Origin of the sequence: Flavobacterium sp. ALJ2, assembly GCF_015594725.1 — a bacterium.
Classification (GTDB): Bacteria; Bacteroidota; Bacteroidia; order Flavobacteriales; family Flavobacteriaceae; genus Flavobacterium.
In genome coordinates, this window is sequence record NZ_JADNRC010000003.1 from 72,059 (window position 1) to 90,519 (window position 18,461).

The following is an 18,461-nucleotide window of genomic DNA, read 5'->3' on the forward strand; positions in this document are numbered from 1 at the left end:
TCAAATACAATCTACAAAATGAAAGAAAAAACTATAGATTATATTTTACGCGCAACCTGGCAAGCTGTATCAAGAATGTACAACGAAGAAGCTGCAAAATATGATGGGACAATGGCTACTGGTTTTGCCCTATTAAGTATTGATAAAGAAGAAGGTACTCCATCGACAGCATTAGGCCCTAGAATGGGAATGGAAGCCACTAGCTTAACCAGAACGCTCAAATCTATGGAAGATAAAGGCTTGATTGTTCGCAAGAAAAATCCAACCGATGGACGAGGTGTTTTGATTTATCTAACTGAATTTGGAAAAGAAAAAAGAGATTTATCTAAAAATACAGTCTTAAAATTTAATGAAACAGTTAGAAATCACATTTCTGAAGAAAAATTAAAACATTTTATTGAAGTTTCAGAAATCATAAATGAATTAATACAAGATAAAAATATATTTAATCAAACAGAAAAAACAGAAAATGAAACGCACAATTAAAAAAGTTGCCGTAATTGGATCCGGAATTATGGGTTCAGGAATAGCTTGTCATTTTGCTAACATTGGTGTGGAAGTTTTACTCCTAGACATCATTCCCCGTGAGTTAACAGAGACAGAAACTAAAAAAGGCTTAACGCTTGATAGCAAAGCCGTAAGAAACAGAGTAGTAAACGAACACCTTGCTAACTCATTAAAATCTAAACCATCTCCTATTTACAGTCAGAAATTTGCAAACAGAATTACGACTGGAAATACAACTGATGATATGGCAAAAATTGCCAATGTTGATTGGATTATTGAAGTTGTAGTAGAACGTCTTGATATTAAAAAACTGGTTTTTGAGCAAATTGAAAAATTCCGTAAACCAGGAACATTAGTAACATCAAACACATCTGGTATTCCGATTCACTTTATGAGCGAAGGAAGAAGCGAAGACTTCCAACAACATTTCTGCGGAACACACTTTTTTAACCCTGCGCGTTACTTAAAATTATTTGAAATTATTCCTGGTCCAAAAACTTCGACTCAAGTATTGGATTTCTTAAATGAATACGGATCTAAATTTTTAGGAAAAACTTCAGTTGTTGCTAAAGACACTCCTGCTTTTATCGGAAACAGAATCGGTATTTATGGCATCCAAAGTTTATTCCATTTAGTTAAAGAAATGGGATTAACTATCGAAGAAGTTGATAAATTGACCGGACCAGTTATTGGTCGTCCAAAATCGGCTACTTTCCGTACAGTTGATGTTGTAGGTTTAGATACTTTGGTACACGTTGCCAATGGTATTTACGAAAACTGCCCAACAGACGAACAACACGAATTGTTCAAACTTCCAGATTTCATCACAAAAATGATGGAGAATAATTGGTTAGGAAGCAAAACAGGACAAGGTTTCTACAAAAAAGTAGATAGAGATATCCTTACTCTTGATTTAGACACGCTAGAATATCGTGCAGCTAAAAAAGCCAATTTTGCTACACTTGAACTAACAAAAACTATCGATAAACCTATCAATCGTTTTAAAGTTTTGGTGAAAGGTAAAGATAAAGCTGGAGAATTTTACCGCAAAAGTTTCGCCGGAATGTTTGCTTATGTATCAAACAGAATTCCTGAAATATCAGACGAATTATATAAAATTGACGATGCCATGAAAGCTGGTTTCGGATGGGAAAATGGTCCTTTCGAAATTTGGGATGCAATTGGTGTCGAAAACGGAATCGAAATCATGAAAGCCGAAGGTTTAACGCCTGCTGCATGGGTAAACGACATGATAGCTTCTGGAAGCAAAAGCTTCTACTCTGTAAAAGAAGGGGCTACTTATTTTTATAACATTTCGACAAAATCACAAACTAAAGTTCCAGGACAAGATGCATTCATTATCCTAAACAACATTCGCGAAAGCAAAAAAGTTTGGAGCAATAGTGGTGCAATTATCCAAGATTTAGGAGATGGAATCTTAAACTTAGAATTCCAATCTAAAATGAATACTATTGGAGGTGATGTACTTCAAGCAATTAATAAAGCAATCGACTTATCTGAAAAAGAATATCAAGGTTTAGTTATTGGTAACCAAGCAGCGAATTTCTCTGTAGGTGCTAATATCGGAATGATATTTATGATGGCTGTTGAGCAAGAATATGACGAGTTGAATATGGCCATCAAAATGTTCCAAGACACAATGATGCGCGTACGTTACTCAGGAATCCCTGTTGTTGTAGCTCCTCACGGAATGACTTTTGGTGGTGGATGCGAAATGAGCTTACATGCCGATAAGGTGGTAGCTGCTGCTGAAACCTATATGGGATTAGTTGAGTTTGGTGTTGGTGTACTTCCTGGTGGTGGTGGATCTAAAGAAATGGCTTTAAGAGCTTCTGACCTATTCCGTAAAAACGATGTGGAATTAAACGTTCTTCAAGAATATTTCTTAACTATCGCTATGGCAAAAGTATCAACTTCTGGTTATGAAGCTTTTGACACTGGACTTTTACAACATGGTAGAGATGTTATTGTGGTAAACAAAGACCGTCAGATTGCCGAAGCTAAAAAACATGCCTTGTTAATGGCTGAAGCTGGTTATACACAACCAATAAGAAGAACAGATGTAAAAGTATTAGGAAAACAAGCTCTTGGAATGTTCTTAGTAGGTACAGATCAAATGGAAGCTGGAAAATACATCTCTGAGCACGATAAAAAAATTGCTAACAAACTAGCTTACGTTATGGCTGGTGGTGATTTATCTGAAGCTACTTTAGTATCTGAGCAATATTTATTAGATATCGAACGTGAAGCTTTCTTGAGTTTATGTACAGAGAGAAAGACATTGGAGAGAATCCAGTATATGTTAACTAAAGGAAAACCTTTGAGAAACTAGTATCAAGTAATAAGAATTAAGTATTAAGAAATGCACCAGTTTTAAAAATTAAAGATTTGGCAGAAAGCAATGGATATAGCGGTTCATGTTTATGAAATCTCAGCATTGTTGCCAAATGATGAAAAGTTCAATTTAATTCATCAAATAAAAAAATGTGCTGTTTCCATTCCTTCAAATATTGCTGAAGGCTCAGGTAGAAATTCAGATAAAGAATTTATGCATTTTTTAGGAATTGCAAATGGTTCAACTTTTGAATTAATAACCCAATTAATACTTGCAAAAAGGCTTAAGCTTGTTAGTGAAGATTTAATTCAACCAACTATTAATCAATTAGTAGAAGTTTCAAATATGAATTTTTCATTTCAAAGGTCATTAAAAGATAAAATCAACAAAACAATTGGAAAATCTTAATACTTGATTCTCCAATCTTAATACAATCATTTATGAAAACAGCATATATAGTAAAAGCATACCGTACTGCGGTAGGAAAAGCACCAAAAGGAGTTTTTAGATTTAAAAGACCTGATGAATTGGCTGCAGAAACCATTCAGTTTATGATGGCTGAACTACCTGATTTTGACAAAAAACGTATTGATGACGTTATGGTAGGAAATGCCATGCCAGAAGCCGAACAAGGTTTAAACGTTGGTCGTTTAATCTCTCTTATGGGATTAAAAGTAGAAGATGTTCCTGGTGTAACTGTAAATCGTTACTGTGCATCTGGACTTGAAACTATCGGAATGGCAACGGCTAAAATCCAATCGGGAATGGCAGATTGTATCATCGCTGGTGGTGCCGAAAGCATGAGCTTTATTCCAATGGGAGGCTACAAACCAACTCCGGATTATAAACTTGCTGCCGAAGGTCACGAAGATTATTACTGGGGAATGGGGTTAACTGCTGAGGCAGTTGCCAACCAATATAAAATTTCAAGAGAAGATCAAGATGAGTTTGCTTATAACTCTCACATCAAAGCATTAAAAGCGCAAGCTGAAGGTAAATTCGACAAACAAATTGTTCCAATTACTGTTGAACAAACTTTTATCAATGAAAGTGGTAAAAAAGAAACAAAATCATACGTTGTAAATAAAGACGAAGGTCCTCGTGCTGGAACTTCTAAAGAAGCTTTGGCTGGTTTAAGACCTGTTTTTGCTGCTGACGGAAGCGTAACTGCTGGTAACTCTTCTCAAATGAGTGATGGTGCTGCTTTTGTTTTAATCATGAGCGAGGATATGGTAAAAGAATTAAACCTTGAGCCTATCGCTAGATTAGTAAACTTTGCTTCATCAGGTGTTGAACCAAGAATCATGGGAATCGGACCTGTAAAAGCAATTCCGAAAGCCTTAAAACAAGCAGGTTTACAACTAAAAGATATTGATTTAGTAGAGCTAAACGAAGCTTTTGCTTCTCAATCATTAGCTGTAGTTCGCGAATTAGGTTTAAACCCTGATATCGTAAACGTTAATGGTGGTGCAATCGCTTTAGGTCACCCTCTAGGATGCACAGGAGCAAAACTATCTGTACAATTATTCGACGAAATGAAACGCAGAGGAAGTAAATACGGAATCGTTTCTATGTGTGTAGGAACGGGACAAGGAAGTGCTGGAATTTACGAGGTTCTTTAAAAAGAGAGAATAGTGGAAAGAAGCAAGAGGAAAGATGTTTTTTTGAGAAGGAAGAAGTAAGAGTGAAGACTCTTTAAGGTAATAAAAAACCTACTTTTAAACTCGTGATTTCTTATCTTGGCTCAAAAAACAAGAGACATAATTTTAAGAATTTTGAAAATTTGGATTTTAGCAATGAATATTACAAATGATATTTATAAACTAACATTAACTTTTCCAAAATTCGAGATCTATAGCTTGACAAGTCAGATGAATCGATGCTCCGTTTCAATGCCATCTAATATTGCAGAAGGCTCAAACAGAGGAAATAAACATTTTCAACATTATTTGAATATTAGTTTAGGATCTTCATTTGAATTACAAACACAATTATTGATAGCATGTCAAAACGACTATTTATCAAAAGAAAAAACTGAAGAAATAGAAAACAAAATAATTGAATTTCAAAAGATGACAACAGGTTTCATAAACAAGTTAGACAACAATCTTTCTTCTTGATTCTTGCATCTAAATTTAAAAAAATAAAAAAAAACAGAACCATGTCAGACAAAACAAGAGGAGGTCAATTCCTAGTAAAAGAAACAAAATGCGAAGATATCTTTACACCAGAAGATTTTTCGGAAGAGCAGTTAATGATGCGTGACTCTGTAAAAGAGTTTGTGGACAAAGAATTATGGGCACATAAAGATCGTTTTGAGAAAAAAGATTATGCTTATACTGAATCATCTATGCGTAAAGCTGGTGAACTAGGACTTCTAGGAGTTGCTGTTCCTGAAGAGTACGGCGGATTAGGAATGGGATTTGTATCTACTATGCTAGTTTGTGATTATATCTCAGGAGCCACAGGTTCGTTCTCTACTGCTTTTGGAGCACATACAGGTATTGGAACTATGCCAATTACGCTTTACGGATCTGAAGAGCAAAAGAAAAAATATGTTCCTAAATTAGCTACAGGTGAATGGTTTGGAGCTTATTGCTTAACTGAACCGGGAGCTGGATCTGATGCTAACTCTGGAAAAACTAAAGCAGTTTTATCTGAAGATGGAACACATTACAAAATTACTGGACAAAAAATGTGGATTTCGAATGCTGGTTTCTGTAGCGTTTTCATCGTTTTTGCTCGTATTGGTGATGATAAAAACATTACAGGTTTTATCGTAGAAAATGATCCTTCTAATGGAATTTCTATGAATGAAGAAGAGCATAAATTAGGAATCCGTGCTTCATCTACTCGTCAGGTTTTCTTTAATGATACCAAAGTACCTGTTGAAAATATGCTTTCTGAAAGAGGAAACGGTTTCAAGATTGCAATGAATGCATTAAATGTTGGTCGTATTAAACTAGCTGCAGCTTGTCTTGATGCTCAAAGAAGAGTAACCTCTGGAGCAGTAAAATATGCTAACGAAAGAATCCAATTTAATACAGCAATTTCTCAATTTGGAGCAATTCGTTATAAACTAGCCGAAATGGCAACTAGCGCTTATGCTGGTGAGAGTGCTTCTTACCGTGCTGCAAAAGATATTGAAGATAGAATTATTGCTCGTGAAGCAGAAGGAGCAACACATCAAGAAGCAGAATTAAAAGGGGTTGAAGAATACGCAATTGAGTGTTCTATCCTTAAAGTTGCTGTTTCTGAAGACATTCAAAATTGTGCTGACGAAGGAATTCAAATTTTTGGTGGAATGGGATTCTCTGAAGATACACCAATGGAAAGTGCTTGGAGAGATGCTCGTATCGCTCGTATTTACGAAGGTACAAACGAAATCAACAGAATGCTTTCTGTAGGTATGTTAATCAAAAAAGCAATGAAAGGGCATGTTGATCTATTAGGACCTGCAATGAAAGTATCTGAAGAATTAATGGGTATTCCATCTTTTGACACTCCTGATTTCTCTGAATTATTTGCTGAAGAAAAAGGAATCGTTGCAAACCTGAAAAAAGTTTTCTTAATGGTTGCTGGTAGTGCAGTCCAAAAATATGGTCCAGACTTAGATGCTCACCAACAATTATTAATGGCTGCATCAGATATCTTAATCGAAATCTATATGGCAGAAAGTACTATTCTTAGAACTGAAAAATTAGCCAAAAAAGAAGGCGAAGCTAAAGTACAAGAGCAAATTGCCATGGCAAAATTATACTTATACAAAGCAGTAGATATTGTTACTCAAAAAGGAAAAGAAGGTATTATCTCTTTTGCTGAAGGTGACGAACAACGTATGATGTTAATGGGATTACGTCGTTTTACAAAATATACTAATATGCCAAATGTAGTAGCTCTTAGAGAAACGATTACTTCAAAATTAGTTGCAGAAAACGAATACTGCTTCTAAAATAAAAATAGTTTTTAGTCAATTTAATTTGTTCAAAACCGCAGCTGTCCCGAAAACACTGCGGTTTTATTTTTTTGTTTAATTTGATTTCATAATTAAATCATTATCACGATCAGAACCCAAATTTAAAAAACGTTCGTACTCTCTTAAAACATCTGAGATAATACCATCTTTACTTAAATATTGAATATCATACCCCATTCTGTGATCTCCAAAATAAGTAAAAGGATGAAAAGAAATTTCAGAATCAATATCAGCAGTGTTTTTTTCATTAATTAAAGTCTCCGATATAGTGAGTGGCTGAGCCATTACACCGTATTTAAAACTCCTCAATTCGTCATGTTTAATCTCAAATTCAATTGCATGTTTTGGAGTTGAAAAAAGATTAATATTTGCCTCTACATTATTATTTGCTAATTCAATTTTAAGTTCATTGAATGCTATTTTTACTGTAGTATCAATAAATTTATGCACATCCTTCTTTTCAGAAAACGTAAGAATTTTTTCGAGATGTTCTTTCCAATTATTATTATTCCAGTTTAAACTACCATGTGAATATTTCTTTGCACTATATTCATTATCTGTAATTAGTGCTTTCCACAAATTGTAACACAATAAAATCATTATTATTCCAAAGGGCAAAGCGGTTATAAGAGTCATGGTCTGTAATGAAGCCAATCCACCTGTTCGTAACAAACTTAAAGACAAAAGCGATAGAAGGATTCCCCAAAAAATACTTTGCCATTTTGGGAAACTGGTCGCTCCTTTTGAAGCAATTCCATTCATTATATAAATTCCCGAATCTGCAGAAGTAATAAAAAAGACACAGATGATAAGTAGCGATAAGATATTTAAAAATGTTGTAAAAGGAAAATAATCAAAAAAAACAAATAATAAAGTGTCTGGATTGCTCACCAATTGACTTAAAGCTCCATTGGCAACGTGTTCATCAATCCAAACAGCACTACTTCCAAAAACAGTCATCCATAAAAAATTAAAAAAAGCAGGAATAAACAAAACGGCAAAAATAAACTCTCTAATAGTTCTTCCCTTTGATATTTTGGCAATAAATAATCCCACATATGGTGCCCATGAAATCCACCACGCCCAATATAAAATTGTCCACTTAGAAAACCATTCTTGGCTCCCTTTTTCATAAGCATACGTATTAAAAGTAAGAGAAATAAAGTGGCTAATATAGTATCCTAAACCTTCTGTAAAAGTGCTTAAAATATAAATAGTCGGACCGAAAACCAATATAAATAACATTAGTAAAACAGCCAATATAATGTTCAATTCACTAAGTTTCTTTACTCCTTTTCCTAAACCAGAAATTGCCGAAAAAACCGCGATTACCATAACTACTAATACAATCGCAATTTGATATTTAAAATCAGAATCAGGAATAAGTTTAAGAGTCACTAATCCTGCACAAAGTTGTACAACTCCAAAACCTAAAGTAGTTGTAATTCCAAAAAAAGTACTACACAATCCGAAAACATCAATAATATTACCTAATCTACCATGTATTTTATCCTTCAACATTGGATAAAAACCACTTCTAATTGCAAGCGGTAAATTATGTCTATATGCGAAATACGCTAAAGATAATCCAACAACGCCATATATAGACCAAGCATGAAAACCCCAATGAAAAAAGGTATACAATTGTGCCTCTTTAGCCCGAAGATTTACAGCTAGATTAGCATTCGCAGGAGTTGCATAATGAGACATCGTTTCACTTACTCCAAAATACATTAACCCAATTCCCATTCCTGCAGCAAAAAGCATAGCTACCCATGAGAAAAAAGAATAATCAGGTACAGAATCATCATTACCAAGTTTTATTTTTCCCAATTTACTAACTGCTAATCCAATTAAAAAAAGGACAAAAACAGTTACTATTAATACATATAGCCAACTCAAATTTTTAAAAACTATTTCTTTAGCAAAATTAAAAACACGTTCCGCATCATTTGAGAAAAAACCGCAAAACAATGAAATCGCTATAATTATGGATAAACTTGGTAATGCAACAGATTTTGTAAAGTTAGTTTTAAAGACACTTGAGCTTGTAGATTTGTTCATGATAAAATATTTTTTTACTGTAATTATCTAAAGTAAATCCAAATTTTAAATTTCAGATTGAGGAAGTTTTTATTAATATAACTTTGATAATTTTACACAGAAGAATTGTAAAACTAATAAAAAAGAAACGATTTCCCCCTTAAAACAGTATAAAGTTTAATTCTTAAAACAAAAACTATAACAAATAAGCCCAATACTATGTGTGTATTTAATTACTATTTCGATTGAAATGTTTTATATTTAGCATTCATAAAAAACCTATTAAAAAAAATCTTAAAATGAAAAAATTAAAACTGATTATTTTCTTTTTCTTCTGTTGTTTTGCCACAAACTCTTTTTCACAATCAACAAAAAAAATAGATGTTATTGCTTATTATACTGGCGATGATAAACTTATTGATCAATATGATGTAAGTAAGCTTACTCACATAATTTTTAGCTTCTGCCATTTAAAAGATGGAAAATTAAGTGTAGACACAACTAAGGACTCAATCGCAATTAAACACCTAGTTGGATTAAAGAAAAAGCACCCTAAGCTTAAAATCATGCTTTCGCTAGGCGGATGGGGCGGATGTGAACCATGTTCTGAAGTTTTCTCTACTGCTCAAGGAAGAATTGTTTTTGCTAAATCGGTAAAAGAAATTAATAATTATTTTAAAACTGATGGTTTAGATTTAGATTGGGAATATCCAGCAATTGAAGGACTCCCTGGGCATTTATACCAAGCAGCTGATAAACGAAACTTTACTGAACTTGTAAAGGCATTACGTGCTTCTTTAGGTAAAAAGCATGAACTTAGTTTTGCAGCGGGAGGGTTTCAAAAATTCTTAGACGAATCTATAGAATGGAAAATTATAATGCCATTAGTAGATCGTGTAAATATAATGAGCTATGATTTGGTAAATGGATATTCAAAAGTAACTGGTCACCATGCTCCTTTATATGGAGGAACTCCAGACGCACAATCCACAGACAGAGCGGTAACTTATCTATTAAAATTAGGGATTCCTGCAAACAAATTAGTAATTGGTGGAGCTTTTTATACTAGAATCTGGAAAAATGTTGCCAATATAAACAATGGTTTATATCAAACAGGAGAGCATATTGAAGGTGTTGCTTTTAAAAACTATGCAACTACGTTTACTGAGGCTAATGGATGGAAATATTTCTGGGATAATAAAGCAAAAGCAGGATATTGGTACAATGAAAAAGAACAAAAATTTGCTACGGGAGATGATCTTCCTTCAATAAAAGAGAAAACTGAATATACTATAGCTAAAAAATTAGGAGGCATCATGTTTTGGGAATTGCCTTTAGACACCTTCAAAGGCGGAATGGTTGATGCAATTTATGAAGTGAAAAATAAAAAATAAAAATGTCATAAAATAAAAATGCGTTAACAATTCCTTGAATTGTTAACGCATTTCCTTTAAGCGAAAATCACCTTTAGTTCACTTTAGATTTTTCAATTTCCCCAATAAAAGGGATAGAGTCTTGTATTTCACTACTAATTGCTGTTTGCAAATAAAATTCTAATTGCACAAATTTAGCAGCATTAATAGCTCCTATTGCCTTTTTGGCTTTATTATACGTTTTATTATATAATTTTTCATAGCTAAGATTATTTTTTAATAAGCCTTTAGCCAACTCGTCAGCTTTAGCATCTGTAAGAGTAGCATAATTTATAGCATAATCATCAATCAATTTCAATTTTGTAAGTCCCAATGATTTACGTTCTGCCTCATAACCTTCATATACTTTCAAAAAAGCTGAAGTTTGCTCATCTGACAAATTCATATATTGTTTTACAAGTTCTGCTTTTGATCTTCCATAAATACTCTGAATAACATCTAAATCTTCTTTCTCTAAAGATTGAGCAAAACAATTCGCTGAAGCCACCAATAATAATGTAATAAGAAACTTTTTCATAATTTTAGATTTAAATTTTATAGTAATAAATATTCCTTAAAATTTCTAAACATACAGCAACAACAAAGCTATTGCTTACAACTGCTATTTCTTATCTGAACCAACTTTTGGAGCACTTATCTCTCCATAATAAGTAATTGATGATCGATTATTACTATTTACTGAAAGTGTTGTACTCCCATTAAAAAAAACAGAAAACATCAAATTATAAACATCATCTTTCCCTTTTACTATAGCTTTAAAATCATAGCTCTTATTCTTTTTATCTACTTTTATATTTTCAGGTGTACCTTCAAATTTTATACCTCCCTCACTACCATAACCAATATTGTAACCACGTCCAAAAAATGGCAAATCACAGGTTACTTTTTCTTCATTAAATTTTAAAAAATAAGTATTATAATCTAAAATAATAACTCTTCCACCACGTGGAGAAATTTTCTGAGCTTCAAACACAAAGTTTTTAGAATCAACTAACGATTCGATTTGTTTTTGCAGTTGTAATTCCTTTTCTGCTTTAAGCTCTTTAGATGTCTTCTTTTGTGCAAAAATAGAGATACTAAAAAAAAATGATAACACTAATAAAATAGACAATTTAGTTTTCATAAAAATAAATTTTAACAAGATTAAAAATAAATACCTTCTATTTTTTTGTAAATCGCATCATGGCAATATCTCCTGAAATAAAATTTAATGTTTTCCCATTATCAGTAACATCATAAGAAGTTATCTTTAACATAGTATCCATAAAAACTTGTTCTCCTTGATTACCCATACACATCATTCTAGTGCTTGCTATTCCTTCTTTAAGATTAATTTTATAACCATCAACATTTAATTTACCTGTAAAAGAGTTACAGCTATTGTTTCCAGAAACTCTATTTTCTTTAGTATCAAAAGTTATTGTTGGCTTTTTATTAGGGTACAAACCATCAAAAGCAATTCTTGGCCCAGATATATAATTTAACTCCCAAGTACCATTAAGCTGTTCAGCAGAATTTGCAGTTGTAGTTTTATTTTGTATAGAATTACATGAAAATAAAATAACTCCTAATACAGCGAACATTGATATATTTTTTATCATAATTTAGAGATTTAAATTTTACAAATAACTATTAAAGACTATGTTTAGTATTATATACAAATAAATTCACACACGAATTTAAGCAATATTTCATCTACACTTGTAATTTTAAACTTATTTTTAACTTTACACAATAACGATTTTTACCCTTCTAATGATTTTGTTTCGATAATTTTAAGCTAACTTTACTTTTGATTAAAAAAAAATACCCATTATGAAAAAAATAATTCTATCTCTTATAGTAATTGCTGCGGTTTTTACTGGATGTAAAACAAAAAACAACTCAGAAGACTCTAAAAATTTAACCATCGCTCTTGAAGCTAAAAGCAATAGCTCTGTATCTGGCACAGCGACTTTTGTAGAGAAAAAAGGTGAAGTAACTTTTGTAGCAAAAATTAGCGGCTTAAAACCTGGAGTTCATGCAATACACATTCATGAAAAATCAGATTGTTCTGCTGCCGATGGAAGTTCTGCAGGAGGACACTGGAATCCAACATTTAAAAAGCATGGAAAATGGGGTGTTGGTGAATATCACAAAGGTGACATCGGAAACTTTACAGCAGATGAAAAAGGAAATGGAACAATTACACTAACAACAAATGAATGGTGTATAGGTTGTGGTGATGTAACAAAAGATATTTTAGGAAAAGGATTAATTGTACATCAAGATGCAGATGATTTTACTACTCAACCTACAGGAAATGCAGGCGGAAGAGTCGCTTGTTCAGCAATTATAAAATAATTACTTCAATCAAAAAAACCATTTTATTAACAAAATAAAATGGTTTTTTTTTCATTTTAATCAATCCCAAAATCATAAAAAAAGGATAGCTTTGTAGCTTCAAATTAAAGCAATGATTAACCCTTCGGCAACAGGTTGGATAGATAAATTTTTTAGTAAACAAAAGTTCCAAGAACATGTCGTTACTGAAACTAATAATACCTTTTATCAAAAAATTAGAGCGACAGGTTTTATTTATGGCCATATAATTGCAATAGAAACTCCAATACCAATTAAAACAAAAGGTTGGTTTAAAACTGAAATTTCAAAAGTAGCTTTATTAAATACTTTATTTGGTATTTATTCTTTTACCAAAAACGATACTAATTCAGAACATTTCATTACCGAAGCTTTGGCTTTCTATAATCAAATGAATCCTGAAGGTTTTAATCTCTTCAAAATGTTACTTCCTAAAAGTAGTGATTCTCTAACTTTAGAAAACATTATTGATGAACGTGTTCAGACAAACGACAGTATCATTAGTAAAAACTTTTCCCATTTAGTTACAAATGCGCTACTATTTATAGATGTTTTGGCTTTCCGTCAATATTTAATTCATGGATCAATTCCTGAAAAATACCTCCTAAAAATAGAGGAAACAGTTATGAGTATTGTAGCATTAGCCTTAAAAACAAAAACCAATAAATCACAATATGATGATTTATTGATTAAACTCTTTGAAGCCTCGATACGCTATAGCAAATTTTCTAAAATTACAGTTGCTACTTTAGAGACATTACAATTAAATTATTTCACAAATGAACTAGAAAGATATTATCTAATTGATATGGCAGGTATGGCTTTATGGAGCGATGGCATTGTAGAGAATGAAGAGGCTTATTTTTTACATACCCTATCAGGTATTTTAAACGTATCTGATGATTTCGTAACCGAAAGTATCAAAAGCACTAATGCTTTTATCATCGAACATAAAAAAGATATTCCATATTTTAATTACTCAAATCCTGTAAAGCATTTTTACGATCAAATGACAATGGGAGTTATTACGCTTATAAAACGCAATAAAAACCGACTAATTAAGGAAATTATACAAAGTAAAGAGTTAATGCTTCTTCTAGCCTATTCAACCCGCAGAGATCTGGATCCTAGCGAAAAGAAGAAAGTGAAAAAACAATTATTAGATATTTGCAAAACAATTCCATCATTGACGATATTCTTACTTCCTGGAGGAAGCTTACTATTACCCATACTAATTAAGTTCATTCCAACCTTATTGCCATCAGCATTTAATGAGAACTTAAATGATGACAACGAATAAAACAAAAAAATCGCCATAAGGCGATTTTTTATTTACAGTTTCAATTGATAAACTTCATCAAGCTCATCATTCGAACTAATATTCACATTTAGATCTGTTACAAATCCTGAATTTAAACCATAAACCCAACCATGCAACATCAAATCCTGACCATTTTTCCATGCACCTTGTACAATTGAGGTTTTTGCTAAATTATAAACCTGCTCTTTAGCACTTACTTCTACAAAAGCATTAAAACGTTCTGTTTCATCTTCAATAGAATTTAAATATTTATCATGTAAACGGTATTCATCTTTAATATGACGAATCCAGTTGTCAATGATTCCTACTGATTGATTACCCATAGCTGCTTTTACACCACCACAACCGTAATGTCCACAAACAATAACGTGTTTAACTTTTAAAACATTTACAGCATAATCCAAAACACTCAACATGTTCATATCTGAGTGAACAACCATATTTGCAATATTTCTATGTACAAAAACCTCACCTGGTTTTGCTCCAATAATTTCATTTGCAGGAACACGACTATCTGAACAACCAATCCATAATAAAGGTGGTGTTTGCCCTTTGGCTAAATCTGCAAAATAATTAGGATCACTAGCTAATGATTTCTCAACCCATTTTTTATTATTATCTAATATTTGCTTATAAAACTCTTTCATTTTTTATTTTTTTATAACTGTCAATTCTAGTGTTTAGAGGATTTTAAAAAAAACTCTTGTAAAGTTACCTATTTTTAATCCTCCGAAAACACATCATTACTACTTTATTTAACTATTATTTTAAAAATTTTCTTTTTGTGTTTTTTTAACCAATGCTCTTTTTGCAACATCATAATAATGTTCTATAGATACATGGTTTTGCAAATCGGGAGTATTTTCTAACTCATAAGCTTTTTTAAATCCTTTAAGTTTTACCTTAATATTCTGATCAATAGCTCTAGTTTCTTTAAACTCTTTTATTAAATCAAGAATATCATGAGCAATATACACGGTATCTTGTGCATTGATTATTACTTTTGAATTTTCTGGAATCGAATTTAATGTAAGTTTAATAGCTGCTTTATTCAAGAAAGAAACTTCTTGAGCAAGATCAATATGAATTACATCTCCATCTTCATACTCTTCTTTTTTGAAACTGTATGCTCTTTTTAAGTTACCTCTTAAAACAAAAATTACACTAATTACAATTCCTAAAGCAACCCCTTTAAGTAAATCTGTCGCTACAACAAATACTAAAGTTGCAACAAAAGGGATGAATTGGTATTTTCCTTTTTCCCAAAAATGAATGAAGGTTGCTGGTTTAGCCAATTTATAACCTACTAATATTAATATAGTAGCCAAAGTAGCCAATGGAATTTTATTTAAAATTACTGGAATAGCTAATACACTTATCAATAGTAAAACACCATGTATAATGGCAGACATTTTTGATTTTGCTCCAGCATTATTATTTGCTGAAGATCTCACAACAACTGATGTCATTGGTAAACCTCCTAAAAGTGAACTCACAATATTTCCGATTCCTTGTGCTTTAAGCTCAACATTGGTATTTGTATATCGTTTTTGTTCATCCATTCTATCTGCAGCTTCAATACATAATAACGTTTCGATAGAAGCTACAATTGCAATCGTCAAACCTACAACCCAAACCTGAGGATTAGTTATCCCTGCAAAATTAGGAGTTATAATGATTGCTTTAAACTCATCAAATGATGTTGGAATTGGTAATGAAACTAAATGCTCTTTACCAATAGCCAATGGGCTACCTGATGAAATGAATATTTCATTTATAATTATTCCAGCAACAACTGCAACAAGTGCACCTGGAATTAATTTAAGTTTTTGTAAAAAAGGGACTTTATCCCATGAAATTAATATCGCAAAAGAGATTAATGTAATGATTACCGCTCCCATATGAATATGGTTAAAGATCTCAAACAATGATGAAATTGAGTTACTTCCATCATTTTGAACAAATGCTTGGTCTCCTTCAAAATCTGCATCGTATCCAAATGCATGTGGCAATTGTTTCAGAATAATAATAATTCCGATACCCGCCAACATTCCTTCAATTACATTTGTAGGGAAATAATTAGATATACTACCCGCTTTTAAGAAACCTAATCCTAACTGGATTAGTCCTGCAATAAAAACAGCCGTTAAAAATATGTCAAAAGCTCCTAAATCAGTTATTGCTGTAAGGATTATTGCTGTTAAACCAGCTGCAGGACCAGACACACTAATATGTGATTGACTCAAATAACCTACAACTAATCCTCCAATGATTCCAGAAATAATTCCAGAAAATAACGGAGCTCCTGAGGCCATTGCGATACCTAAACACAACGGAAGAGCCACTAAAAACACTACTAAACCTGAAGCAAAATCAGATTTAAGGTTGGCAAAAAGATTTACTTTTCTTTTCATAATACAATAGTAAAAATGTTTGTAAAATATCTACTGTACTACTTAAATACAGTAAATGTTTAAAAATATATAACTGAATGTACTATGCTAAATTAGGTGGTGGTGCAAAAATGCTTGCAGAAATCTTATCATGTTTAGATAATTTTTCTGACAATATAAGATTTGATTTATCAAACGTAGGTAAAACAAACTCACCATGAAATACAGGATGATACACATAAACTTTGACTTCTTTATGCGAATGTTCTTCTTCTGAAAAATTATAAAATGCAGACACATCACATGTTTTCTCAATCATCGTCACAATCGGTGGCGTTGATAAGAAAGCAATAAATAGTAATAATAATATGTATGCGATTTTTTTCATTAGAGCAAAAATAGAGTTAAACTGATAAAATCAAAACACTAAGTTGAAAATTTTAAACAAATTTAACATTAACAAAAAAAACCAGAATAGCATTAAATAGCTGTTCTGGTTTTTTCGTTATTCTATAATTTACAAATCTTCTTCTAACCATGCTCTCATCATCCAAATTGTTTTTTCCTGCTCAGAAATAAAATCACTCATCATCGAGTTAGTTCCTTCATCATTGATCTCATCTGATTGCTTTAAAATTTCTCTTTCAATCTTCAGTAAATCAGTTAATGAGTTTACAATCAAATGAACTGCTTTTTCATCATTCGAAATATTTTTTCCGACTACTATTTTATTATTTTTAATATAATCCTCAAAAGTATGTAATGGCACACCTCCAATTGTAAGAACTCTCTCAGCGATTAAATCTATTTTTACTTGAGCATCTGTATATAATTCTTCAAATTTTACATGTAAATCAAAAAAACGTTTTCCGCGAATATTCCAGTGAATTCCTCGCAAGTTTTGATAATAAACTTGAAAATTTGATAGTAAGACATTTAATTCTTTAACAATTAATTCTGACTCTTTTACTGGCAATCCTAAAATATTAATTTTCATATGTATTAATTTTATATTTCTAATAATTGTAAATTTAAAACAAGTTTTACGAAAATACCATAAAAAAAAGTTATATTTTCTTATTTTTGCATCAGAAAATACTATTAAAAATGACTATAACTCAACTACAATATGTTTTAGCAGTTGCTGAACACAAGAACTTTACTCTCGCAGCCGAAAAATGCTTCGTTACTCAACCTACACTTAGTATGCAAATACAAAAAATAGAAGAAGAACTTAGCATTTTAATATTTGACAGAAGCAAAAAACCAATTCAACTTACTGAAATCGGACAAAAGATCGTAAATCAGGCAAAGAACATTGTTAATGAAGCCAACCGAATAAAAGACATAGTAGAACAACAAAAAGGTTTTATTGGTGGCGAATTCAAGTTAGGAATCATTCCAACTGTTATGCCTACCCTTTTACCAATGTTCTTGAATAATTTTATCAATAAATATCCAAAAGTTAAACTATTAATTGAGGAGCTCAACACTGATGAAATTATAACCAAATTAAAAAACGGACATCTTGATGCTGCAATTGCCGTAACACCATTAGAGGATGAAAAAATAAAAGAGATTGTTCTCTATTTTGAGCCTTTTGTTGCTTACATCCCAGAACAGCATTCTATTTTTCAAAAGGAAGAGATTGAAGTATCTGATTTAAATATTAATGAAATTTTACTGCTACAAGACGGACATTGTTTTAGAGATGGTATTTTAAACCTTTGTAAAAACGGTACAGACATAGAGCCAAATGCTTTCCAGATACAAAGCGGAAGTTTTGAAACACTTATAAAATTGGCCGACGAAGGTTTAGGTACGACATTATTACCTTATTTACATACATTAGATTTAAAAGAAACAGACAAACTAAAGCTTCGTCACTTTAAGGAACCTAAACCTGCCAGAGAGGTAAGTTTAATATACCCAAAAAGTGAATTAAAGATTCAAATCATCGACGCCTTAAGAAGTACGATTGCAGGTGTTGTAAAAGGAGCTATTGTTTTTCAAAATGTTCAGATAATAAGTCCTATACAAAAGAAATAAAAAAAGGAACCTAATTAGGTTC

General features: G+C 31.9%; 18 protein-coding genes. 10 read left to right on the plus strand and 8 right to left on the minus strand.

What is annotated here, in order from left to right; all coding sequences use genetic code 11:
- Window positions 1-18 precede the first annotated feature (18 nt).
- From IUY40_RS04525 to IUY40_RS04550, 6 genes are all read left to right on the plus strand, one after another.
- Window positions 19-486 (plus strand): MarR family transcriptional regulator, encoded by a 468-nt coding sequence (locus IUY40_RS04525; protein WP_195735681.1) that lies wholly within the window; start codon window positions 19-21, stop codon window positions 484-486.
- A complete protein-coding gene (locus tag IUY40_RS04530) occupies window positions 470-2,860 on the plus strand; it encodes a 3-hydroxyacyl-CoA dehydrogenase/enoyl-CoA hydratase family protein (RefSeq protein ID WP_195735682.1) in 2,391 nt (796 codons plus the stop codon). The genes IUY40_RS04525 and IUY40_RS04530 overlap by 17 nt, the downstream gene beginning before the upstream one ends.
- Window positions 2,861-2,914: 54 nt before the next feature.
- On the plus strand, window positions 2,915-3,271 hold the full coding sequence (locus IUY40_RS04535; protein WP_317190902.1) for a four helix bundle protein: 357 nt from the start codon (window positions 2,915-2,917) through the stop codon (window positions 3,269-3,271).
- 32 nt (window positions 3,272-3,303) lie between these two features.
- The gene (locus IUY40_RS04540) at window positions 3,304-4,485 is read left to right on the plus strand and encodes an acetyl-CoA C-acyltransferase (RefSeq protein ID WP_195735683.1); all 1,182 of its coding nucleotides are present in this window, start codon (window positions 3,304-3,306) and stop codon (window positions 4,483-4,485) included.
- Between the two features lie 153 nt (window positions 4,486-4,638).
- Window positions 4,639-4,983 carry a four helix bundle protein gene (locus IUY40_RS04545; protein WP_317190899.1) on the plus strand — a complete coding sequence of 115 codons (345 nt, stop codon included), beginning with the start codon at window positions 4,639-4,641 and terminating at the stop codon, window positions 4,981-4,983.
- Between the two features lie 41 nt (window positions 4,984-5,024).
- Entirely contained in the window at window positions 5,025-6,815 is a 1,791-nt protein-coding gene (locus tag IUY40_RS04550; RefSeq protein ID WP_195735684.1) for an acyl-CoA dehydrogenase family protein, read from the plus strand.
- A gap of 78 nt (window positions 6,816-6,893) precedes the next feature.
- Here the strand turns inward: IUY40_RS04550 and IUY40_RS04555 are convergent, their stop codons facing one another.
- Complete coding sequence (locus tag IUY40_RS04555; protein ID WP_195735685.1) at window positions 6,894-8,903, minus strand: BCCT family transporter; 2,010 nt, start codon at window positions 8,901-8,903, stop codon at window positions 6,894-6,896.
- Window positions 8,904-9,181: 278 nt separating this feature from the next.
- Between IUY40_RS04555 and IUY40_RS04560 the strand changes: the two genes are divergently transcribed.
- Complete coding sequence (locus IUY40_RS04560; RefSeq protein WP_195735686.1) at window positions 9,182-10,276, plus strand: glycoside hydrolase family 18 protein; 1,095 nt, start codon at window positions 9,182-9,184, stop codon at window positions 10,274-10,276.
- Window positions 10,277-10,349: 73 nt separating this feature from the next.
- Here IUY40_RS04560 and IUY40_RS04565 read toward each other — a convergent pair whose 3' ends face one another.
- The 3 genes from IUY40_RS04565 to IUY40_RS04575 all read right to left on the minus strand — a co-directional run bounded on the left by IUY40_RS04565 (window position 10,350) and on the right by IUY40_RS04575 (window position 11,916).
- The gene (locus IUY40_RS04565) at window positions 10,350-10,832 is read right to left on the minus strand and encodes a hypothetical protein (RefSeq protein WP_195735687.1); all 483 of its coding nucleotides are present in this window, start codon (window positions 10,830-10,832) and stop codon (window positions 10,350-10,352) included.
- Window positions 10,833-10,916: 84 nt separating this feature from the next.
- A complete protein-coding gene (locus IUY40_RS04570; RefSeq protein WP_195735688.1) occupies window positions 10,917-11,438 on the minus strand; it encodes a DUF4251 domain-containing protein in 522 nt (173 codons plus the stop codon).
- Between the two features lie 37 nt (window positions 11,439-11,475).
- A complete protein-coding gene (locus tag IUY40_RS04575) occupies window positions 11,476-11,916 on the minus strand; it encodes an META domain-containing protein (protein ID WP_195735689.1) in 441 nt (146 codons plus the stop codon).
- Between the two features lie 214 nt (window positions 11,917-12,130).
- On the opposite strand from IUY40_RS04575, the gene IUY40_RS04580 reads away from it, so the two are divergent.
- Window positions 12,131-12,658: a superoxide dismutase family protein gene (locus IUY40_RS04580; protein ID WP_195735690.1), complete on the plus strand. Its 528-nt coding sequence runs from the start codon at window positions 12,131-12,133 to the stop codon at window positions 12,656-12,658.
- 112 nt (window positions 12,659-12,770) lie between these two features.
- The gene (locus IUY40_RS04585; protein ID WP_195735691.1) at window positions 12,771-13,976 is read left to right on the plus strand and encodes an LETM1-related biofilm-associated protein; all 1,206 of its coding nucleotides are present in this window, start codon (window positions 12,771-12,773) and stop codon (window positions 13,974-13,976) included.
- A gap of 32 nt (window positions 13,977-14,008) precedes the next feature.
- On the opposite strand, the gene can is transcribed toward IUY40_RS04585, so the two are convergent.
- From can to IUY40_RS04605, 4 genes are all read right to left on the minus strand, one after another.
- Entirely contained in the window at window positions 14,009-14,644 is a 636-nt protein-coding gene (gene can / locus IUY40_RS04590; protein WP_195735692.1) for a carbonate dehydratase, read from the minus strand.
- A gap of 120 nt (window positions 14,645-14,764) precedes the next feature.
- On the minus strand, window positions 14,765-16,411 hold the full coding sequence (locus tag IUY40_RS04595) for a SulP family inorganic anion transporter (RefSeq protein WP_195735693.1): 1,647 nt from the start codon (window positions 16,409-16,411) through the stop codon (window positions 14,765-14,767).
- 82 nt (window positions 16,412-16,493) lie between these two features.
- Complete coding sequence (locus IUY40_RS04600; protein WP_195735694.1) at window positions 16,494-16,778, minus strand: hypothetical protein; 285 nt, start codon at window positions 16,776-16,778, stop codon at window positions 16,494-16,496.
- 129 nt (window positions 16,779-16,907) lie between these two features.
- Window positions 16,908-17,387, minus strand: coding sequence for a Dps family protein (locus IUY40_RS04605; RefSeq protein ID WP_195735695.1), 480 nt, complete (start codon window positions 17,385-17,387; stop codon window positions 16,908-16,910).
- A gap of 110 nt (window positions 17,388-17,497) precedes the next feature.
- On the opposite strand from IUY40_RS04605, the gene IUY40_RS04610 reads away from it, so the two are divergent.
- Entirely contained in the window at window positions 17,498-18,439 is a 942-nt protein-coding gene (locus tag IUY40_RS04610; RefSeq protein WP_195735696.1) for a LysR substrate-binding domain-containing protein, read from the plus strand.
- The last annotated feature ends 22 nt before the right edge of the window (window positions 18,440-18,461 follow it).